This is a genomic window from Desulfoprunum sp., from assembly GCF_053613775.1.
This window is the reverse complement of record NZ_JBSHXH010000008.1, coordinates 93,675-115,394: the sequence shown is the minus strand read 5'-3', so window position 1 is coordinate 115,394 and position 21,720 is coordinate 93,675. Positions and strand designations below refer to the sequence as shown.

20 protein-coding genes are annotated in these 21,720 nt (G+C 50.4%); 11 read left to right on the top strand and 9 right to left on the bottom strand.

Translation table 11 applies throughout. From position 1 onward, the window contains the following. Nucleotides 1-4 precede the first annotated feature (4 nt). Genes ACWGKN_RS15310 through dnaN form a run of 4 tightly spaced genes read right to left on the bottom strand, consistent with a single transcriptional unit; the run spans nt 5 to nt 7,108 of the window. The gene (locus ACWGKN_RS15310; protein ID WP_452095568.1) at nt 5-1,024 is read right to left on the bottom strand and encodes an NAD(P)H-dependent glycerol-3-phosphate dehydrogenase; all 1,020 of its coding nucleotides are present in this window, start codon (nt 1,022-1,024) and stop codon (nt 5-7) included. After that, the gene (gyrA, locus tag ACWGKN_RS15305) at nt 1,014-3,464 is read right to left on the bottom strand and encodes a DNA gyrase subunit A (RefSeq protein ID WP_452095567.1); all 2,451 of its coding nucleotides are present in this window, start codon (nt 3,462-3,464) and stop codon (nt 1,014-1,016) included. The genes ACWGKN_RS15310 and gyrA overlap by 11 nt, the downstream gene beginning before the upstream one ends. A 53-nt stretch (nt 3,465-3,517) precedes the next feature. Then, entirely contained in the window at nt 3,518-5,935 is a 2,418-nt protein-coding gene (gene gyrB, locus ACWGKN_RS15300) for a DNA topoisomerase (ATP-hydrolyzing) subunit B (protein WP_452095566.1), read from the bottom strand. Nucleotides 5,936-5,971: 36 nt separating this feature from the next. Continuing rightward, nucleotides 5,972-7,108 carry a DNA polymerase III subunit beta gene (dnaN, locus tag ACWGKN_RS15295; RefSeq protein ID WP_452095565.1) on the bottom strand — a complete coding sequence of 379 codons (1,137 nt, stop codon included), beginning with the start codon at nt 7,106-7,108 and terminating at the stop codon, nt 5,972-5,974. A 316-nt stretch (nt 7,109-7,424) separates the two neighbouring features. Here dnaN and ACWGKN_RS15290 point away from each other — a divergent pair, with 316 nt between their 5' ends. Then, the gene (locus ACWGKN_RS15290; protein ID WP_452095564.1) at nt 7,425-8,567 is read left to right on the top strand and encodes a serine hydrolase domain-containing protein; all 1,143 of its coding nucleotides are present in this window, start codon (nt 7,425-7,427) and stop codon (nt 8,565-8,567) included. A gap of 69 nt (nt 8,568-8,636) precedes the next feature. On the opposite strand, the gene ACWGKN_RS15285 is transcribed toward ACWGKN_RS15290, so the two are convergent. From ACWGKN_RS15285 to ACWGKN_RS15270, 4 genes are all read right to left on the bottom strand, one after another. Further along, the gene (locus ACWGKN_RS15285; protein WP_424254817.1) at nt 8,637-8,810 is read right to left on the bottom strand and encodes a hypothetical protein; all 174 of its coding nucleotides are present in this window, start codon (nt 8,808-8,810) and stop codon (nt 8,637-8,639) included. A gap of 26 nt (nt 8,811-8,836) precedes the next feature. Beyond that, entirely contained in the window at nt 8,837-9,142 is a 306-nt protein-coding gene (locus ACWGKN_RS15280) for a hypothetical protein (RefSeq protein ID WP_035231752.1), read from the bottom strand. An 11-nt stretch (nt 9,143-9,153) separates the two neighbouring features. Continuing rightward, nucleotides 9,154-9,468 carry a hypothetical protein gene (locus ACWGKN_RS15275; RefSeq protein ID WP_035231755.1) on the bottom strand — a complete coding sequence of 105 codons (315 nt, stop codon included), beginning with the start codon at nt 9,466-9,468 and terminating at the stop codon, nt 9,154-9,156. A 91-nt stretch (nt 9,469-9,559) separates the two neighbouring features. Then, a complete protein-coding gene (locus tag ACWGKN_RS15270) occupies nt 9,560-9,817 on the bottom strand; it encodes a sulfurtransferase TusA family protein (protein ID WP_052160187.1) in 258 nt (85 codons plus the stop codon). 315 nt (nt 9,818-10,132) lie between these two features. Here ACWGKN_RS15270 and ACWGKN_RS15265 point away from each other — a divergent pair, with 315 nt between their 5' ends. The 6 genes from ACWGKN_RS15265 (at nt 10,133) to cmk (ending at nt 15,958) form a co-directional block, all read left to right on the top strand. Beyond that, entirely contained in the window at nt 10,133-11,377 is a 1,245-nt protein-coding gene (locus ACWGKN_RS15265; RefSeq protein ID WP_035231756.1) for a YeeE/YedE thiosulfate transporter family protein, read from the top strand. Between the two features lie 77 nt (nt 11,378-11,454). Next, a complete protein-coding gene (locus ACWGKN_RS15260; RefSeq protein WP_424254820.1) occupies nt 11,455-12,072 on the top strand; it encodes a 5-formyltetrahydrofolate cyclo-ligase in 618 nt (205 codons plus the stop codon). 131 nt (nt 12,073-12,203) lie between these two features. Beyond that, nucleotides 12,204-13,310 carry an HD domain-containing phosphohydrolase gene (locus tag ACWGKN_RS15255; RefSeq protein WP_035231758.1) on the top strand — a complete coding sequence of 369 codons (1,107 nt, stop codon included), beginning with the start codon at nt 12,204-12,206 and terminating at the stop codon, nt 13,308-13,310. Nucleotides 13,311-13,343: 33 nt separating this feature from the next. Then, nucleotides 13,344-13,628: an Asp-tRNA(Asn)/Glu-tRNA(Gln) amidotransferase subunit GatC gene (gene gatC, locus ACWGKN_RS15250; protein ID WP_035231760.1), complete on the top strand. Its 285-nt coding sequence runs from the start codon at nt 13,344-13,346 to the stop codon at nt 13,626-13,628. A gap of 63 nt (nt 13,629-13,691) precedes the next feature. Then, on the top strand, nt 13,692-15,149 hold the full coding sequence (gatA, locus tag ACWGKN_RS15245; protein WP_424254823.1) for an Asp-tRNA(Asn)/Glu-tRNA(Gln) amidotransferase subunit GatA: 1,458 nt from the start codon (nt 13,692-13,694) through the stop codon (nt 15,147-15,149). A gap of 80 nt (nt 15,150-15,229) precedes the next feature. Beyond that, complete coding sequence (gene cmk, locus ACWGKN_RS15240; RefSeq protein WP_452095563.1) at nt 15,230-15,958, top strand: (d)CMP kinase; 729 nt, start codon at nt 15,230-15,232, stop codon at nt 15,956-15,958. Between the two features lie 11 nt (nt 15,959-15,969). Here the strand turns inward: cmk and pal are convergent, their stop codons facing one another. Then, nucleotides 15,970-16,566, bottom strand: coding sequence for a peptidoglycan-associated lipoprotein Pal (pal, locus tag ACWGKN_RS15235; protein ID WP_052160189.1), 597 nt, complete (start codon nt 16,564-16,566; stop codon nt 15,970-15,972). A gap of 200 nt (nt 16,567-16,766) precedes the next feature. Here pal and rlmKL point away from each other — a divergent pair, with 200 nt between their 5' ends. From rlmKL to ACWGKN_RS15215, 4 genes are all read left to right on the top strand, one after another. Next, nucleotides 16,767-18,902, top strand: a complete 2,136-nt coding sequence (gene rlmKL / locus ACWGKN_RS15230) for a bifunctional 23S rRNA (guanine(2069)-N(7))-methyltransferase RlmK/23S rRNA (guanine(2445)-N(2))-methyltransferase RlmL (protein WP_035231767.1) — start codon at nt 16,767-16,769, stop codon at nt 18,900-18,902. Nucleotides 18,903-19,038: 136 nt separating this feature from the next. Further along, the gene (locus ACWGKN_RS15225) at nt 19,039-19,254 is read left to right on the top strand and encodes a response regulator (RefSeq protein WP_035231768.1); all 216 of its coding nucleotides are present in this window, start codon (nt 19,039-19,041) and stop codon (nt 19,252-19,254) included. Between the two features lie 251 nt (nt 19,255-19,505). Next, complete coding sequence (locus ACWGKN_RS15220) at nt 19,506-19,724, top strand: hypothetical protein (RefSeq protein WP_424254826.1); 219 nt, start codon at nt 19,506-19,508, stop codon at nt 19,722-19,724. Between the two features lie 243 nt (nt 19,725-19,967). Beyond that, on the top strand, nt 19,968-21,683 hold the full coding sequence (locus tag ACWGKN_RS15215) for a response regulator (RefSeq protein ID WP_424254828.1): 1,716 nt from the start codon (nt 19,968-19,970) through the stop codon (nt 21,681-21,683). The last annotated feature ends 37 nt before the right edge of the window (nt 21,684-21,720 follow it).

Genomic DNA, 21,720 nt, shown 5'->3' with positions numbered 1-21,720 from the left:
TTTCTTATTCCACCTTCAGTTCCCTTGCCAGAAGGTCCTTCACGGCAAGGGAACATTCTTTCTCCTCATAGAGAATAGCATATACCTGCTCCAGGATCGGCATCTCGATCTCGAGTGGTCGGGTAAGATCGTAAATTGATTTTGTGGTCTTCACCCCTTCCGCCACCATCTTCATTTCGGCGAGAATATCACCAAGTTTCCGCCCTCGGCCGAGTTCCATTCCCACGGATCTGTTTCGGCTGAGATCTCCAGTACAGGTGAGCACCAGATCTCCCAGGCCGCTGAGACCAAAGAAGGTTTCTTTTTCAGCACCGAGACGGACCCCGAGCCTGGTAATCTCAGCCAGACCTCTGGTGATAAGGGCCGCTCTGGTATTCATTCCATACCCCAGGCCATCGCATATTCCAGCGGCAATGGCGATGATGTTTTTGAGTGCGGCGCTGATCTCGAGCCCTATGACATCGGTACTTGCGTATACCCTGAATGTCTCGGTGACAAAGATATTCTGCAGATATTGAGCAGTGCTTATATCCTTACAACCTATTGTTACCGCAGTAGGAATTCCCTGCGCTACCTCCTTGGCAAACGAAGGTCCCGACAGTACAGCAGTTTGAATAGTGTTTTGTCTTTGTTCCCGCCCAAGGATCTGATCCATGACCTGCGTCATGGTCATCAGGGTGCTGTTCTCAACACCCTTGATAGCCGAAACAACAATGGCACAATCCTCCAGCAACGGTGTCATGATTTCGAAAACAGCACGAAAACAATGGGATGGGACAACTGCACAGATAATTTCGGTGTTCTGGATCGCAGACTTTAAATCACTGGTGGAAATAATGTTGTCAGCGAGGACAATTCCGGGCAGATGCCTTCGATTTTCCCGGTGAGCAATAAGTTGCTGCACATGTTCCTCCCGGTGTCCCCACAGCATCACAGTTTTTGCTTTTCGGGAGAGGACTGTCGACAGAGCAGTACCCCACGAGCCGGCCCCGATAACGGCGACCCTCTCGATTTTATTCTTCATTGTCATCTTCTGTGTTTTCTGAAGCATCTTTGGCGACTGAATCCATGCCGACGACCTTTTCCCCCTCTTCCAGGTTTATCATTTTGACCCCCTGAGTGCTTCTGCCGATGATTCGAATCGACGATAGATCCATCCGAATCATCTTCCCCGAATCGGCGATGACGATGATTTCATCGTCATCCTTAACCTGTTTTGCGTCGATCACATTACCATTCCTTTCGCTGGCCTTGATTCCAAAAACACCCTTGCCGCCCCGTTTTTGGATCCGGAACTCGTCGATCGCACTGCGCTTGCCATATCCGTTTTCGGTAACGGTAAGGATGGAATGATCGGAAGAGACGACGATCGCACTGACGACCTTGTCGTTGCCCACAAGTCGGATGGCCCTCACTCCGGCCGCGGCCCGTCCCATACTGCGAATATCATCTTCATGAAAGTGAATGCACATTCCTTTTTGGGTATAAAGCAGAATACTGCTGCTTCCATTCAGTATATGAGCGGCGATGATCTCATCGCCCTCGTTAATGGTAAGGGCTTTTTTTCCACGTCGCAGTGGGCGGCTGAACTCCTGCATATCGGTTTTTTTGATACGTCCGGAACTCGTTACCATCATGATGGTTTTATCGCTGTTTTCCACATCCAGATAGGAAACCGGCAGTATGGCAGCCACCCTTTCGCCATCCGCCAGGTTCAGGAGGTTGACAATCGCCTTGCCCCGCGCGATTCTTCCGGCCAAGGGTATCTGATAGACTTTTCGCCAGAAGACCTTGCCATGGTTGGTGAAAAACAGGAAGGTATCGAGAGTCGACGCGACATAGAGATTGGAGACAAAATCCTCCTCGATATTCTTGACCCCGGTAACGCCCTTGCCGCCTCGGTTCTGTGATCTGTAGAGACTTACCGGGTTTCTCTTGATATATCCCGAGTGGGTGACGGTGATGACCATGTCCTCCGGGGCGATCAGATCCTCAGGCAGGATTTCATCTGTGGCATCGACTATTTCCGTTCGGCGATCGTCACCATATGTGTCTCTGATTTCGAAGAACTCCTCTTTGATTATCTCCATGACAAGGATTTCGTCACCAAGAATTTTTTTGAGTTTCTCGATTTCTATTAATATTTCATTATATTCCGAGACGATCTTTTCTCTCTCAAGGCCGGTCAGGCGCTGCAGCCGCATATCGAGAATAGTCTGCGCCTGAATCTCCGAGAGGCTGAACCGGCTGATCAATTGCTCCTTGGCCTCCTGCGGGTTTTTCGCCGCCTTGATCATCTCGACAACTTCATCCAGGTTGCTGATCGCGATATTCAGTCCGGCCAGGATATGGGCCTTTTCTTCCGCCTTGTTCAATTCGAATGCGGTCCGACGGTAAACGACACTCTTGCGATGAATAATGAAATGCTCGAGGATTTCCTTGAGGTTGAGTATCTCGGGTTTGTTGTTGACGATAGCGAGGAAGATGATGCCAAATGATTTTTGCATCGGCGTCATCTTGTACAACTGATTGATGACGATATCGGCTATCTCGTCCTTTTTGAGTTCCAGGACAATTCGTAATCCGTGCCTGTCCGATTCATCCCTTACCTCAGAAATTGAATTTATTTTTTTGTCTTTGACAAGTTGTGCGATTTTCTCAACCAGAACAGCCTTATTCTGCTGAAAAGGGATTTCGGTCACTATGATCGATTCCTTCTTGGAATCTTTCGATCTCTCGATATGAGTCAAGGCGCGAGTGACTATAATTCCTTTCCCGGTTTCATACGCCTCACGGATCCCGGCCCGGCCGCAGATCAACCCACCGGTTGGAAAATCGGGGCCGGTGATGATCTTCATCAGTTCACTGATGGTGATATTGGGATCTTCTATCAGGGCAATGAGGCCATTTATGACTTCCGTTATGTTGTGGGGAGGTATATTCGTCGCCATGCCAACGGCAATTCCGGAACTGCCATTGATAAGCAGATTTGGAATCTTGCATGGCATGACCGAAGGCTCGGTGAGAGAATTATCGTAGTTTGGTACGAAATCAACGGTGTTCTTATCCAGATCACCTACCACCTCCCGATCGATCCTGGTCATCCGCGCCTCGGTATATCGCATGGCGGCAGCGGAATCTCCATCCAGGGACCCGAAGTTGCCCTGGCCATCAACCAGAGGATAACGCATCGAAAAATCCTGCGCCATGCGGACTATTGTATCGTAGGCTGCCGTATCCCCATGAGGATGAAACTTACCGATAATGTCGCCGACAATTCTGGCTGATTTGACATATGCCCGGTTATAGAACACACCGAGTTCGCGCATCGCATACAGGGATCGCCTGTGAACAGGCTTCAGTCCATCCCTGACATCCGGCAAGGCCCTGCCGATGATGACACTCATCGCATAATCAAGGTATGATTTCTTTAATTCATTCTCTATTGCTATGTTACTGATCATATTTTTTCACTGTCCGGTTATTACTGAAAATCTCTTGAGGTAATGCAGGAATATCAGATATCAAGATCGACAACTTCCAAGGCGTGGTTCTGGATGAATTCCCGTCTTGGTTCCACCTTGTCGCCCATGAGGGTTGTAAAAATATCATCCGCCTGTTCGGCATCATTGATCATCACTTTGACCAACCGTCGCTTTTCGGGGTTCATTGTGGTATCCCAAAGCTGCTCCGGATTCATTTCACCCAGACCTTTATACCTCTGCAGGTGACTTCCCTTGAAGGATTCATCGCGTACGGTCTGGAGCAAAACTTTCCAGTCCGGTACATTCAGTGTCGTTTCCTGACCGCTGCCTGTCTGTATGCTGAGAATGAATCCCTCGGTCAGAACCGGTTTGATCTGCTGAAAAAGATTGATGGCTGTGCGGTATTCGTTGATCAAGGGTATCTGCGGCCCCAGTGTCGTCCTGGCCTGAACCTGGCCTTTCAGGGCAATATCGAACTCATAACAGGTGGGTCGCCAACGGCAGGATCGGATCGTTCCTATGATGTATTTCTTTTCCGGAATCTTTCCAATCAGGTCTCTGACAAACGATTCATCGGTGAATTGATCTGCCGACTGGAGCCCGTTCTCAAGCAACAGATAAAGCAAATCCTCAGTTATGTTCATCCGCTGCATGTATGAAACTATTTTCTGATACACCGAGAGCTTTTCGAGTATGGAGACAAAGTCGTTCCCATCGATGAACGATTCTCCATTTTCAAATTTCATTTTGATCCTGTCGCTGGCCTGACTGAAAAGAAAACTGTTCAATTCAGATTCCTCGAGGAAATATTGTTCCTTTTTCCCTTTTCCCAGCCTGAACAGCGGCGGTTGGCCAATATAGACATAGCCCCCCTGAACGAGCGGCAGCATCTGTCGATAAAAAAAGGTCAGCAATAATGTTCGAATATGGGCGCCGTCGACGTCGGCGTCGGTCATGATGATGACTTTATGATAACGCAGGCGTTCGAGATCAAATTCATCCTTGCCGATGCCGCATCCCAAGGCGCTGATGAGTTGCTTTATCTCCTCACTTTCAAGCACTCGATCAAAACGAGCCTTTTCAACATTCAGAATCTTGCCGCGCAGGGGCAGGATAGCTTGGATAGATCGGTCTCTGCCCTGTTTGGCCGAGCCGCCGGCGGAATCACCCTCGACGATGAATATTTCCCGTTTTACCGGGTCTTTTTCCTGACATTCAGCCAACTTTCCAGCCATCAGCAGACTGGTTGAGCCTTTTTTCCGCGACAGTTCCCGTGCCCGTTTGGCTGCCTCACGGGCACGGGCCGCTTCAACCACCTTGAAGAGAATTTTCTTGGCGATAACGGGGTTCTGTTCAAAAAATATGGTCAGCTTTTCATTGCAGACGGATTCGACGATTGATTTGACTTCGGAATTTCCCAGCTTGGTCTTGGTCTGCCCTTCAAACTGCGGATTGGGGACCTGCACGGAGATGACGCACGTCAGTCCTTCACGCACATCATCCCCTCCCATTTTTTCCCGCAGATTCTTGGGGATGATATCGTCACTGGCGTATCGGTTGATGCACTTGGTCAGAGCCGCCCTGAACCCGGCTACATGCGTTCCACCCTCTCTTGTGCTGATATTGTTGACAAAAGAAAAAAGCCGTTCAGAATATCCATCAAAATACTGTATTCCTATCTCTACCTTGACCTGGTCCCTTTCCGCGGCGATCACAATCGGTTCAGGAAACAGGGGTGTTCTGTTCCTGTTGAGATATTCGACATAGGAGTGTATTCCTCCCGGGGCATGAAATTTATCCTCTGCGCCGCTTCGCTCATCCTTGAGATAGATGTGCACATCCTTATTGAGAAAGGCCAGTTCCCTGAGTCGGTTTTTTACCGTATCGTAAATATAGACAGTCGTTTCCTGAAATATTTCGGGATCAGCCTGAAAAGTTATTTTCGAACCCGTTCTTTCACTCTCGCCAACAATTTCGAGTTCGGTTGTCTTTTGTCCACATCGATAGGTCTGTCGGTATATTTTGCCGTTTCTCTTTATCTCCGCCACAGTGTGGATCGAAAGCGCATTAACGACGGAAACACCCACGCCGTGGAGACCTCCTGAGACCTTGTACGTAGCGTGGTCAAACTTTCCTCCGGCATGGAGGGTGGTCATGACAAGTTCAAGGGCCGAAATTTTCTCCGTGGGATGCATATCAACAGGAATACCACGACCGTTGTCTTCAACTGAAACAGAGTTGTCGGCATGTATGGTTACCCTGATATGGGAACAATAACCGGCGAGGGCTTCATCAATGCTGTTATCAACCACTTCCCATATGAGGTGGTGCAGACCTTCTTCACCTGTATTTCCAATGTACATCGAAGGTCGCTTGCGCACGGCCTCCAATCCATCCAAAACCTTGATCTGTTCAGCACCGTAATCTTCGTGTTTTTCTGTACCGCTCATTAGCATTGCCTATAAATTCTTTTAAAATTCAGTGTATTATAGCTGCATCGGCATAATAATACTAAGAAAACCAGTGTCTGTATCCGATCTCAACATGCATGGACTGCTGCTGCTGTTGATGTAGGCTTCCAAACGTTCACATTCCATGACCTGCAGGGTTTCAATGAAATAACGACAATTGAAACCCAAAACCATTGGCTCGCCTGAATACGAGATGGTCTGTTCGTCCTTGGCATTTCCCAATTCGGCGTTTTGTGACGACAGAATCATTTTGTTATTTTCTATGCTTATCCTGATGGTATGAAAATTATCCTCAGTAAATAGATTGATGCGTTTCAATGAATCAAGAAAAGGAATCCTATCCATCTCCATTTTGTTTTCCTGTCTGATAGAATTGACTATGGCATTGTAGTTGGGAAATTCGCCGCCTTTCAATCGAATGACCATCGTTGCCTTGTCATCTTTTAAAACCATTTGTTTTTTTTCAAACGAAACAGAGAAACCGTCTCTCCCTTCACAAAATTTCTTCAACTCCTGAATTCCTTTTTTCGGGATCAGCGTAACGGGATTGAGAGTCAACGCTTCAATATCCTTGTCAACCTGCTTTTCCATAATGGATAGACGATGGCCATCGGAAGAGATCATCTTGAGGTAGGTGAGACCTTCCTTCTTTTCTTTTTCAAAGAGTACTGCGTTCAACGAGTAGATGTTCTCTTGTTCATTGGCGATCGAATAGAAAATTTTATCGATGAGTTCGAGAAATATATGGGAATCTAACAAGACGAACGTATCGTCTTCGATTTCTGGAAATTCAGGAAAATCGTCACTTGCCATGCCTGCCAGGTTGTAGGTGCTCTTCCCGGCGGTAATGACGACCCAGTTGTTTTCAGTTTCCTGGATAGTGATCATGTTGTTTCCTGATTCACGTACTATCTCGAAGAGCTTTTTGGAGGGAAGGGTAATGCTTCCTTCTTCCATTACGTCGGCGCTGATATGCAATCGAAGTCCTACCTCAAGGTCGGTGCCTGTAAGAATCAATTCTCCTTCGCGTACTACCTCGATGAGCACATTGGAGAGTATTGCCATGGTAGTGCTCTTTTTTGTTGTTATGTTCTGCAGACTGTTCAACCCTTCGATGAGAATATCACGAGACACGGAGCAATGGATAGGCATCGTAGACTCCTTTTATTATTTCTTTTTATTATTGTTATTGTCAGTGGGGAAATGTTGAAGTGTAGGATAAGACACTGAATTAAAATAAATTTTATTTAACAACCACACATTGTATAAGTGGTCGGTTTTTGCCGATATCGAGATATGAACAACCTTTGCACAAACAGTAATAAAAATTTTGAGAAATTCGAGTGGAAATTAATGTTAATATATGGTGAACAGGCAGCATAAACGATTATAAAAAAATCAATAAAAACAGACAAATAAAAAACGACCTGACAAATGGTTACTTTACTCCAAATTGGCTGAAAATTCAATGAAATTGCGTCCTGAAACGGTGAAAGGTGGCTTTTCTCAAGACCTTGAAAAAAAAGGGCTGGAGGTGTTGCAGAAAGGTTTGTCCGACGGGGTATTTCCGGGAGGGGCCGGGGGTATAATAATTGATAGGCATGATATAAAGGAAAACGTGGTATGGATCTGCGGCTATACTGACCATAATCGCAGCAGAAAGGTTCAGAGAACGACATTTTACGATCTTGCTTCGTTGACCAAACCTTTTGTTACGGTATTGTCCCTGCTCGTTCTCATCGAGAAAAAATTGGTCACTTGGAACACACCACTCGCAGACCTTCTGCAGCGCAGTGTTCCAGCCGAAAAGAAAGGAATAAACCTTACCGGTCTGATACAGCACAGTTCGGGTTTGCCGGCGTATAAACCCTATTATCTTGGTCTAATGCAAATTGCTGATGAGCAGGCTCGCAAGGCGAGGATGGTGGATTGGATACTCAACGAGCCAATTGAGTATATGCCCGGAACAAAAACCATTTACAGTGATCTCGGCTTTATACTCCTCGGTCATGCTATTGAACAACTGTCGGGCGAATCTCTTGATGCGTTTTGGGAAACCAATGTTGCGATGCCTCTATCGCTGGAAAAAAAACTATTGTTTTCACCAAATAGGAAAAAAATAAGCGACAGACTTGTGGCTTCGACGGAATTGTGTCCTTGGACCAAAAAAATGCTCTGTGGAGAGGTTCATGACGAAAACTGCAGAAGCATGGGGGGAGTTGCCGGCCATGCGGGACTGTTTGGCACAGTTGAAGGGGTACTGAGCATCTGCAGCCATTTACTCAGACAATGGAGAGGAGATGAAGAGCATCCGAACTATTCTTCGAATCTCTTGCGGGATATATTCGCGTATAGGTCCGATTCGGCCTGGCGCTATGGCTTTGATACACCGTCAAAGATCAATTCAAGCAGCGGACAATTATTCTCATCTCTGAGTGTCGGTCATCTCGGCTTCACCGGCACATCTTTCTGGATCGATCTCGAAAGGGGAGTGGCAGTTGTCCTACTGACCAACAGGGTTCATCCAAGTCGAGCGAACGAAAAAATACGCTGGTTCAGGCCAATATTCCACAATGCTGTCATGCAGTCAGTCATCAAACTTATCGCTTAAAAGATCAAGGCACGATGTTTCTTTTCTCCATCGTGCCTTGATCCTTCTGTTTCATGCAATCCCTTTCTCTTACCACCAACTTATGGTTTGATCTGCGGCAAAAATTTTATCAACAAGCTGATCGTAATCAGGTTTTTCGACATTGAGATAGAACTCATCCGACTCCCTGTCTCTGGTAACAATTTCAATAAGCTTTTTGGTAGTATCGTCAGGTTCGGATCGGTATACATTTAAAATCTTCATAAATAACGGTCTCCCTTGGATATGGGCTATTTTATACCATAAGGAATGATATGGGTCATATCGCGCAGTTTCTCTCCCAATTCTTCCAAAGAAATCGCTTCAAGACTGAGATTCTCAACATTTGCAGGTACGGTCGAATAGATTTCACCTTCCATATCACGCAACATTTCGATGCTTTCCTGAGTGTTGTCATCCAGGGCTTCGATCTGTGTATCCATGACGACGCCATATGAGTACATATTCTCGACGGCAAGCCCCAGGGCCGACCTTATCCCGTCAACAGCGTAGTCTTTGTGTCTGTACATGAAACAAACTTTTTTATAATCGGACATCACTCCCTCCTCTACAGACTGAGATAACAGTCGAAATCTTCAATTATTATGCCGTGCTGTGCTTGAGTGGCCATCTTTTTTGGCGTCAGACCGGTAGGAACGTCGTTGATGTCGTATCCTTGTTTTCTATAGCTGTCGACACATATCGACACATCGTCGGCTATTTCACACAGAGTCGGAAAAAGGGGATCCTTGCTTGCGTGAGTGGCGATCCAGGTAAAGAAGACCTTGACCGTTGATCCCTTTGCCTTGGCAGCCTTGGTTATGCCAAGCACGTGGGGGAGACTTTCTTTTGTGGTAACGAAAATACCAAGACTTTTTGCCATAGTATCCTCCGGCGGAGTAAAGAGATATGCTGGAAAGTGGTTCAGAGCGGACCGGTCCGGTTAAAGACCGATCCGGGAGGTAATATTTGAATCAACCTTTTTTGATGAAAAAGCTGATATAACCGGAGTGTTCCTTCTCACCGAGATATTCATGGCCCGATCTTTCACACCAACCGGGAATATCGTTGCGGGAACCAGGATCGGTTCCATCGACCTGCAGGATCTCTCCGGCAGAGAGTTTTCCGATCTCTTTTTTGGTGCGCAGCAGCGGCATCGGGCAACTCAGACCTTTTGCATCAAGCACCACTTTCGGCTGAATTCCATCGGCGGCTACTTTAAAATCACTCATGATTGTCCTCCTGGGATTGAATAGGTAGTCTGTTAGGTGAATACACGATCTAAGTAAACATATTTCTTCTGAATTTTACAATAACATTATGTGTTATTACTTTAGCGAAAATGTAAAGTCAAGATCAAAATTTCTGTATGGTAAGTGTTTGATAATAGAAAAAAATATGATTAAAAAATTTTTAGGAAATCGAAAAATTGAGACCATAACGGAGTCCCTGGCCATACATTCTTGACAAATGATTTTTCGGAGGGTAGAGCTTAAAAAATTCGTTTGAAAACAAGGAACAAACATTATTTTCCTGGAGGATGAGTCATGAGTGAAGAAAGTATTGTGAAAACCAAGGCTGGTGAACTCTACAAGGCGATCTGCCAAAGTGAGTGGAATCCAACCGTAACCGGGGTCGTCATCGCCTTTCTCTCGGTCATGATGATGGCCTGGTGGCGCCCCTGGGGTGCTGTAGGAGCCCTGAGGAATTGGGGCGACTGGATCATGTACTGGCTGGCCGGCCTGCTCGGTACGGATGCCGGAATCTTTGCCTTCTATGAAGAAGCCCCAAGATCGGTATTTATCGACTCCGGATCAATCATCGGGATCGGGTTTATCGGCGGCGCCTTCATCTCCGCCTGCCTGGGCAAGGATTTTGCCTTCAGGATTCCCCCTTATCGGGAGATGGTCAAGGCGATCATCGCCGGTATCCTGATGGGCGTTGGCGCCTCGCTTGCCGGCGGGTGCAATGTCGGGGGGTTCTATAACGCCATCGGTAATCTGGCCGCCAATGGTTTTGCCATGTGGCTGGGACTGGTGTTCGGGGTCATTCTGGGACTCAAACTCCTCTATCTCGAGATGGAACATATCGAGTGGGGCGCGGGCGGAGCCAAGACGCTGAGTATCCCCACCGGTGTCCTGCCCTACATCGGTATCGCGGGTGTAGTTGTCCTTCTGTATGTGGCAAACGTGTTTTCCGGCAACGAGGATGACGATTATATCGCCTCGCTCGGAGGTGTCATCATTCTTGCCGCCGCTCTGGGTTATGCGATGCAGCGAGGACGGTGGTGTATGGTTCAGGGCTTCCGCGAACCTCATATGACCGGTGATTGCACGATGGCGAAATCGGTCATGTTGTCGATCGTTCTCGTGGCGGTTGGAGCCGCGATCTTGAAATATGCCGTGCCGATGCGGGCCGGGGGAGAGGCGGTGCTCGACCCCATCAGCTATGTACGTGGGACCTTCGGCTGGGGAGGGGTTGTCGGGGGTTTTGTTTTTGGACTTGGCGCCATGTTTGCGGGTGGCTGTGGTTCCGGAACCCTGTGGCGCGTCGGGGAGGGACAGGTGAAGCTGATGATGGTGGTGCCGTTTTTTGCCGTTTCGACCTCGATCATGACCGCATGGTTCAGGGAGAACGATTTTGAGGCGGACGGTGTCCTCGGTTCATACGTTTATCTGCCGGATGTCATGGGGTATGGCCCGACCCTGCTGTTGATCATTGCCTCCATGGTCATCTGGTATCTGGTGGTTACATGGAATGAAGAGACCAATAAACTGATTGTGCCGATGTGAATTAACCCCCTGTCCGGAGGGATACATCGCCAGCTCTCAAGGTCGAGTTGGCGATTTTTTTTTGGAGGATTGAAACCATGTGCGATACCGACAGTATGCGTAAGCAGGTGCTGGCACAACGGGATATGCTCGGTCCCGGGGAGAGAAAAGAAAAGAGCGAGAGGATTCGTCATCGCTTTCTTGACCTGGTGAATCCCTTTGATCCCGCCACGTTCTTCCTGTTTGTCAACTTCAGAAGCGAAGTTGAAACGTTGGAACTTATTGGGCAACTGCTCGAATCCGGTAAGACCGTTACGGTGCCCCTTGTCTCCGTTAACGAAAAATCAATGACCGCTGTGCGTCTGATCGATCCCGATAAAGATCTCGTCCCCGGCTATTACGGGATTCTTGAACCACGCAAGGATTTGCTGAAGACACGGACAATCGATCACAAAACCATCGATATCGTGGTGCTGCCGGGGTCGGTTTTTGATGAAAGAGGGGGCAGGCTCGGGTATGGGGGAGGATTTTATGACCGTTTTATTGCAAATGAGGTTCTTCCTTCGGCCCTGCGGATCGCCCTGGCCTTTGAGCTTCAGGTTCAGAGTGAAATTCCCCAGCAACCGCATGATCAGCCCGCCGATTTCATTATAACCGAACAACGGGTGATCCACGGGAATCTGGACCCCTCGCGTCGAATATATACAGGGAGATAGTTGGTGCATCAATCCTGAGAAAAGTATCGGCAGTGGTATATACTGGTAGGGGAGTTGCAAAAAAAATACGGAAATTGTACATTTTGCCCTCGCAATCCACCTGAGAGGTGGTTCCTTCCGGAGACGTTCTGTTGATAAAGAAACAAGCAAAGATCCTTGTTGCGGATGACGATGTGATGGTCCGCACCACGGTGACGAAGATACTTGAGATGTTCGGTCACAACGTGGTGACGGTGTCTGACGGCAAAGGGGTAATCGATGCCGTTGACGACAGTTTTGATGTCATTATCCTTGATATCAACATGCCGGACATGGATGGTTTTGCAACCATCAATGCCTTGAACCAGCTGGACCACAACATCCCGGTTCTCTTTCTCACTGGAGCTGGTTCGATGGATTATGCGGTCAGAGCCATAAATCTGGGCGCCTATGATTTTCTGACGAAACCCATCGAGGATCTGGATATTTTCAACGTCAAGATTCGCAGAGCCATTGAAAAGAGAACGTATGTCCTGCAGGAACGGCGGTACAAGGAGTACCTTGAGGACGACATCCAAAAGAAGGCCCGGCAACTGGAGGAGCAGAACCAGCTCTTATTGAGATACAGCAACAGTCTGGAGAATGCTACCCTTCAACTCATGAGCAGTTTCCAGAACGCCATGGAGGAGAAGGACTACTACACGGCGGGCCATACCATGCGAGTCACTGAGTATGCGGTGATGCTGGGAAAAGCCGTGGGGCTGGCCGAGCAGGATATCTTGGTCTTGCGTCGGGCGGCCCAGTTCCACGATATCGGTAAGCTTGTCATCGATCTGTCGTGTATTCAGAAACCGGGAAAATTGACTGAGGATGAGTGGGTCCTCATCCGCAAACATCCGAGTGTGGGCGCCAATATCATTGAACCGCTCGGGTTCATGGAGAGGGAACAGTTCATTATCCGCCATCACCACGAACGCATGGATGGAAGTGGATATCCGGATGGTCTGAAGGGGGGAGATCTAGACGAACTGACCAAGATACTGATTGTCGTTGACAGCTATGATGCCATGACCTCCCGACGTAATTACAGAAAGAACATGACGATGAGGGAGGCTGTTTCGGAATTGCTCAGATGCAGCGGCAGTCAGTTCGATTCCTCTATCGTCGAGGTTTTTTCAAGGAGCATTTTCGATTTCACATCATCCAACACTATTTTTTCTCAGGGATATCTTGAACCGGCATGTAACAGGCGGAACTAGCCAGACATACCCCTGGATTCGGAGTTATGATCAATGAAGATATCAAGAGCCGAAGTAGAGCATGTCGCTCATCTGGCACGTTTGCACCTGACCGAAAGCGAATTGTCGAAGATGACAGAGCAACTGGGTATGATTCTTTCGTATGTGCAGAAGTTGCAAGGGTTGGATACCAAAGACCTTCCTCCGACCACCCACGCCATATCGGTGTGCAACGCCTTTCGTGAAGATCGGGTCTTGCCGTCGTTACCGCAGAAGGTGGCGCTTTCCTGTTCTCCCGGGCATAACGAGGAGATGTTCCAGGTTCCGCGGATCATCTGAAAATGTGCGATCCCGTTTCCAATTCCATCAGGCTGCGAAGCAGACCGGATTTTCGAGGGTTACATGAATCTGTATGAATTGACCGTCGCTGAGGCGATGTCGAGAATGGCGATCGGTGATCTAACCTCCGAGGCCCTGACCAGGAGCTGTCTTGATCGTATCGATCAGGTCGACGGTGAGGTGGGGGCCTTCATCACTCTTGATCGCGAGGGGGCTCTCGAGCAGGCCCGAAAAGCCGATAGTGAGCGTAGGCGGGGGCGGGTCGGGACCTTGTGCGGTATCCCCGTCGCCATGAAGGATCTCCTGTGCACCAAGGGCATGAGGACCACCTGCGGTTCAAAGATACTGGCAGATTTCATACCTCCGTATGACGCCACGGTAGTGGAAAAAATCAGAGGACAGGGAGGTGTCATCCTGGGCAAGGTGTCGATGGATGAATTCGCCATGGGTTCAACCTCCGAATCCTGTGCCTTCGGCGTACCGCAAAACCCATGGAAAAAAGGGTATGTCGCCGGAGGCTCTTCCGGAGGATCGGCGGCGGCGGTCTCCGCCGGTGAATGCCTGGCCTCGCTTGGTTCCGATACCGGAGGCTCAATCCGGCAACCGGCCTGCCTCTGCGGCACGGTCGGTATGAAGCCGACGTACGGCAGGGTTTCCCGATATGGCCTGGTGGCATTCGCCTCGTCTCTGGATCAGGTGGGTCCCCTCTGTCGTGATGTCACCGACTGTGCGATTCTGATGAATGCCATCAGCGGCCATGATCAGCGCGATTCGACCTCGGTGAAAATCGAGGTCCCTGATTTCACATCGTTTCTGGTTGGAGATGTCCGCGGATTGCGCATCGGGGTGCCCCGGGAATATTTTACCGCCGGGCTCGATCCTGAAGTTGAAAGGGTCGTCAGAAACGGGATCGATCTTCTCCGCCAGGCGGGTGCCGAAGTGGTGGACATTGCCCTGCCGCATACGGAATATTGTGTCGCCGCCTATTACCTGATCGCTCCAGCTGAGGCCAGTTCCAACCTGGCCCGCTATGACGGGGTGAATTTCGGCAGTCGTGATACGAGGGCCGATACCCTGATGTCCATGTACAAGGATACCCGCTCCGCCGGCTTCGGAGCCGAGGTGAAACGGCGTATCCTGATAGGTACCTACGCCCTGTCATCCGGCTACTATGATGCTTATTACAAGAAAGCCTCGCAGGTCCGTACGCTGATTTTACAGGATTTCCAGACAGCGTTCGAATTGTGCGATGTATTGGTGTCTCCTGTTACCCCGACTCCTGCATGGAGACTGGGAGAAAACAGCGATAACCCACTTGCCGTTTATCTCTCCGACATAATGACCATTTCTGCCAATCTTGCCGGCATACCGGGAATATCGGTCCCCGGGGGATTCAGTGAGGACGGTTTACCCATCGGCATTCAGATTCAGGGCCCCCATTTTGATGAGGGGACACTACTGAAAGTTGCGTATATCCTTGAAAAAATGCTTGGTGTAACGAGGATGCCGTCACTCGGTTAAAGGTGCGGAACGAGGTTACAGGTGATGATGATTGTGATTCAAGAGACAATGCCTTCTGCGCCTAACGATTGGTTCAAAATATGATCGAATCACAGGCTGTGATAGCCATAGATGGCCCATCCGGGGTCGGTAAATCAACGATCAGCAGAAAGATCGCCAGGGCGCTGGGTTTTACCTATCTCGATACCGGTGCCATGTACCGGGCGGTGGGGTTGTTTCTGCAATGGAATCGGATTGATCTGTGCGACGACCAGGCGATGCGGACCAGTCTTGCCAAGATTCAAATACAGTTGCTGCCCGGTAAAAATGAAGATGATGACACCGGGGTCCTACTGAATGGGGAGGATGTAAGCGGCGCGATCAGGACCCCGGAGATGGCGATGATTGCCTCGAAGGTATCGGCCAACCCCCTGGTACGTGAAAAGCTGACGGCGTTGCAGCGAGAACTCGGCAATTCGGGTGGGGTGGTTGCAGAGGGGAGGGATACCGGGACGGTGGTCTTTCCGCGGGCCAGGTTCAAGTTTTTTCTTGATGCCAGGCCGGAAGAACGGGCCCGAAGGCGAGTTCGGCAACTCCGTATGCGAGGCGAGACCGCCGATGAGCAGGAGATTCTCGAAATGACACTGCTGCGGGACAAGAACGACCGGGAGCGGGCGATTGCACCACTTCGACAGGCCGAAGACGCCAGGATCATTGATACAACCAGCAGGAGTATCGATGAGGTGGCTCGCTTGGTTTTGGAAGTGGTACTCGAGGGACGAACAGAAACGACTGACCCGCGGGAAGACCATATTCAACCCGCGGGTTAGGTGAACAGCCGCTACTGCATTATGAAATCGTCTCTTCTGTTCTGGCTGTAGCTTTCTTCATCCTGCCCGGGAAACAACGGACGTTCTTCACCATAGCTGATGGTCTGGATCCTGGATGCATCGACCCCCAGGTCGACTAGATACTGCTTGGCGGCCATCGCCCTTCTCTCCCCCAGGGCGAGGTTATACTCGTTGGTTCCCCGATCGTCGGTATTGCCTTCAATGACAATCGCCCCACCGGGGACAGATTGCATGTGCTCTGCGTTTTTTACCAGAACCTCGGTCATGTCGGCGCGGACGCCATATTGGTCGAAGTCGAAATAGATCGGGAACAGGTTGTCGGAACAACGACCGTGCAGCCTCTTGTATTCATCTGAAGCGCTGTCCGCCATGGAAGAACCACCACCGGTTTTGCCGGGGTCATCGAGGGTACCCTCCGAGGCCAGGGTGTTTTCATCGTATCCACTGCTTCCTGCACCACTGCCCGTTGCACTTGCACCACTGCTGTCGGGTGGAATGACCGCTTTTTTGCTGCAGCCGCCGGTGAACAGGGCAAGAGACCCGATAAGGGTGATGAGTACGGCGGTCCCGCAGAGTGTCTTTTTCATATGTTCTCCTGTCGTCGAGTGATTGATAGGTACGGTAGGCAATATTGAAAATGATATTGCATGATTATATACAGATTTCAACAAATCATATATTTTATCCTTAATCGTCGGGAGGTCAAGGAAATTTGATATTTTCCCGGCGTCGGTGACGCAGAAGCTGATCCTCCCCCAAACAGCTGAACTACAGAGACATAAAACTGATGGACAGTGCATACTACAGACTCGCGGCCAGCTGTGCAATTGGAATGGAAGGGTTGGTAACGGGGGAGGTCGAATCCTTTGAGGGCCGGAATATCCGTCAGTCGCCTGGACTGGTGTCCTGGGAGGGCGCCCTGGCCAGCGGCTATAGGGCGTGTCTGTGGTCTCGGTTTGCGTCACGGGTTTTCCTCGAATTGGAATCGTTCGACATGGCGGACGAGTCGGTGCTGTATGGCCGGAGCCGGGACGTGGCCTGGCAGGACCATCTGGAGCTGGAGACGACCTTTGCCATTGATTGCACACTGTCCGGGGAACCCCTTCTCAAGCACAGTCAGTTTGCCGCCTTACGACTCAAGGATGCGATTGCAGACAGTTTCCGCGACCGTCTCGGCCGCAGGCCGTCGGTCGATACCAACGCTCCCGGGGTTCGCTTCCATTTACATATCCAGGATTCTATCGCCCAAATCTCCCTCGATCTTTCCGGCGACAGTCTGCATCGGCGGGGATATCGTGTCAGCGGCGGTCCCGCCCCGCTCAAGGAGACCCTTGCCGCCGCTCTGGTGGCGTTGAGCGGCTGGACCGACCATCCGGGAGAGGCGTTGCTGGACCCGATGTGTGGAACCGGGTCCCTGCTGATCGAGGCAGCCCTGATGTTCGGCGACTCGGCGCCGGGATTATCGAGAAACAGGTTTGGCTTCATGGGGTGGAGGCAGCATGACGCCTCCCTGTGGGAAACGCTCGTTGACGAGGCGATAGCCCGTGAAGAAGCGGGCCTGTCTCAACATTGGCCACGGTTTCTGGGGTATGATGCCGATCCGGCGATGGTGACCGCCGCGAAAATGAATATCGCGCGGGCCGGCCTTGCAGATCATATCGAGATCAGGCAGGGAGAGATCGCCAGGCTGGAGTCGCCTGGAGGGAGCGGAATGCTCCTTACGAATCTTCCGTTCGGCGAGCGGCTTCTGGAGAAAGAGGAAGTGGCGCTCCTCTACCGGGCCTATGGCAGAATCGCCAGACAGAGATTTCCCGGGTGGAGGCTGGCGGTCTTTTTGTCCAGTCCGGAACTGACCGATTCGTTCGGGCTTGCATGGGAGAAAAGGTACAAGCTTTACAACGGTGATCTGGCCTGTCGATTGCTGGTGGGAACCGTGCCGGAAAGACATGATCAGCCGTTCATCTGGAATCTGGCTGAGGTCGGAAATAACGACGAGTTTGTCAACCGTCTGCGCAAGAATATGAAAAAAATGCAGAAATGGGCTGACAAGGAAGGTGTGCATTGCTACAGGATCTATGATCGCGATCTGCCGGAATATAATTTCAGTATTGATCTCTATGAAAAATGGGTGCACCTTCAGGAATACGCTCCGCCGGGATCGGTGGATCCGGATCTGGCATCGGCCAGGTTGAACCATGCGCTGCAGGGGATCAAGGAACTGTTCGGCATTCGGCGAGACAGGATATTCGTCAAGACCAGGCGGCGGCAGAAGGGCAGTGAGCAATACCAGCAGCGGGAAAGCAGGAAAAAGTTGTATGAGGTCCGGGAACATGGTTGCCAGTTCCTGGTCAACTTCACTGATTATCTCGATACCGGCCTCTTTCTCGATCACCGCCTTGTCAGGATCAGTCTGGCCGGAAAGGTGAACGGAAAGAAATTTCTTAATCTTTTCGGCTATTCAGGAACGGCCACAGTGCATGCTGGGATGGGGGGCGCTCTCTCGACTACAACCGTCGACCTGTCAGCAAACTATCTCCAGTGGACCAGGATGAACCTGGCCTTGAACGGATTCTCGAGGTTCGCCCATACCACGATCAAGGCCGATTGTCTGCAATGGCTCGAAGAAAATCGTGAACAATATGACGTTATCTTTGTCGATCCTCCAACTTTCTCTAACACCAAAAAAGAAAAGCGGGTATTCGACATCCAACGTGACCATGTTCGGCTGCTGACCTTGGCGATGGCGAGGCTGGTGGATGACGGATTCCTCGTGTTTTCAACCAATTTCAGACGATTTTCCCTTGATCCTGCGATCGGGCAGATGTTTGCACTGCGTGAGATCAGTAAGGAGACAATCCCCTTTGATTTCCAGAGAAACCCAAAAATCCACAGGTGTTGGGAAGTGAAAAAGAAAAATTTATAGCGAATGATGACCACTTGCTCATCGTTACATTTGATACTGCAGGATATATTTTATGCCCCATCATTTTTTCAATCAAATGGGATCGTGCTATACTACACCAAACACAGATGCGGTACCGAGAACAGGATGCCGGGTGATGGATGGTCAACAGGCATTGCAGGAGATCCGCAGGATCGAGGAACGGCATGGTATCAGGGGGCTTGACATGGTCAAAGTCATCATGGTTACCGCCGTCGATGATTCCAGCAATATCATGAAGGCCTTTCGTCAGGGACAGTGCGAGGCCTACCTGACAAAACCCTTGAATCGGGAAAAGTTGATAACCAAACCCATATCCGTGACCTCGGTCTGATAGAGCAGGATGTGATCAGGATATGATCACATCCATCACGGAGCTCCGGTATGATATCTTAAGATATGATCGTGATGGATACAGTGAATACACTCATGTCATGGTGACAGGTTTCGGTTGATAGTCAGCTGATCCCGGTCTCTGTCGATCGTCTGCGTCGACATTTCTCGCTAACCTACAAACTCAGCGACGAGCAGGGGGAGTTTATGGTGAGGAGTGCTGCGAGATCATTGCAGACAACCTTTGATTCTGTGGATCAGATTCTGGCCGGTGGTGATTCTGGTGCAGCCCAGGCCCGGGTGGCCCATAATCTCAAGGGTCAGCTGTTGAACATGGGGGAGACGGGATGGGCGGATATTGCCAGGATGGTTGAATTTGCCGCCAAGGCGGAAGAGGACCATGATTACGCCCCCCCGCTTCAGGCGATACGCGAGGCGATGTCGGCCATCATGGAGTATCGTTCGTCTTAATTCATCTCATCGTCCCCGATTATATTCCCTTCGATCGACTCCGGCTGGCATCTGGTCCGGACCGCCTTTCCCTGTTGCAATACCTGTTGTCCATTATGACAAATTCTCCTGACCGACCATACGGCGGCTATAAGTCAATGTTTGTTCTGTACCTTTTTTCATATTCTGGTAAGTTGAAAAAGTCATATCTCAGTTGGAGGATAGGGGGGAATCCATATAACCAGCGCAAGGGGAGGATCGTCGGTGTCGGAGTCAAGAAAACTGCAGCAGCAGATACAGGAACTGCATCAAAAAGTGAGTTCCCAGCAGAAAGCCAACGCCTTTCTCCGTGAACAAGTGAAACTCTCGATCCTCACTGGTGAGCGCCCCGGCGGAACCGTGGAAAGTGTGCTGGTCGAAGAAGAGGTGAAGAGAAGGACGCGTGAGTTGCAGGCGGCTCTCGAGCAGGCCAAAAACGCCTACCGCCTCAAGGCTGAATTTCTTGAAAACATGAGCCATGAGCTACGGAACTCCATGAACGGCATCATGGGGATGACCGGTCTGGTCCTGGAGACCGATCTTACGCCGGAGCAGCGACAGTACCTCGAAATGGTCGACGAGTCGGTCGATCGCCTCCTTGATGTCGTCAACGATATCCTTGATTTTTCACGGATCGAGGCTGGTCGTCTCGTCCTTGACCTCGAGGATTTCAACCTGAAGGAAAGTCTCGATCTCGATCTCTATCTGCTCGATCTTTCGGCGAGGGATAAGAATATTGCCCTGATTTGCGAAATAGCTCGCGATGTCCCGCTCTTTATTCATTCCGACCCGACCCGCCTGGTCCAGATTCTGACCAATCTGGTCGCCAACGCCATCAAGTTCACGAAAAAAGGCAGCGTAACGATCCGGGTTTCCAATGACGGCTACGACGACAACGGGATGTTGATCTTGAAGTTTACCGTCGCCGATACCGGAACCGGAGTCAAACCCGAACGGCGCAAGGAGATCCTCAATACCTTCCAGCAGGTCGGTTCGGAGAGTGCCCTGGCGACCGGGAGAGTCGGCCTGGGACTGACCATTTCTTCCCAGCTGGTCAGGCTCTTTGGGGGCGAGATTGGGCTCGAGAGCGGCGCCAAGGGTTCGACCTTCTGGTTTACCGTGCCGGTCAAGGAGGTAACCGATATTGAGGCGTTTGATGAGCTGGCCAACCAGTCGTACGAGATCCCCGAAGAAAAGGCGGTATACGCCCTGCGTGGGGCGCAGATCCTGCTCGCCGAGGATGAGCCGATCAACAGGGTCCTGACGGAAACGCTGCTGCGGCAGGCTGGTGTGGAGGTGACCTCGGTTGAAAATGGTCAACTGGCCGTACGCGAGGCCAAAAAAGGTTGTTATGATGTCATCCTGATGGATGTGCAGATGCCGGTGATGGACGGCCTCGAGGCAACCCGGAAAATCCGCGACTACGAACGACAGCATGGCGGCCACCAGTGTATCATCGCCCTGACTGCCCTCGCCATGCGGGGAGACCGTGAAAAATGTCTCCAGGCCGGTATGGATGATTATTTGACCAAGCCGGTGGAGAAGTCCGATCTTATCGATATTCTAATCAAATATCTCACCAACAGGGCCCTGGTGATCGACAATGACCCGGCGAGCCAGAACTTCATCATCAGTTCCCTGATCGAGTCCGGGTGGAATGTCGTGATTGCCGAAACCGGCCGGTCGGCGATGTATGAGGCGTCACTCGCCAATTTCGATCTGATCCTGCTCGATACCCAGATGTCTCAGGGTGACAGTCTGGAGGTGACCCGCATCATCAGGAAGCTGGAGGATTATTCCGGTCGGCATTCGTACATTCTCGGGATCGGTACCCTGGCCCCGGATGAAGGCCAGAGGTTTGTCGACAACGGTCTTGACGCCTATCTGCAGCGGCCGATTACAGGGGCCTCGCTGCACGAGAAGCTGGCACTTTTCGAATAAGGGGAGGGATTTTTTTCTTCCATGGCGGTGCAAATGG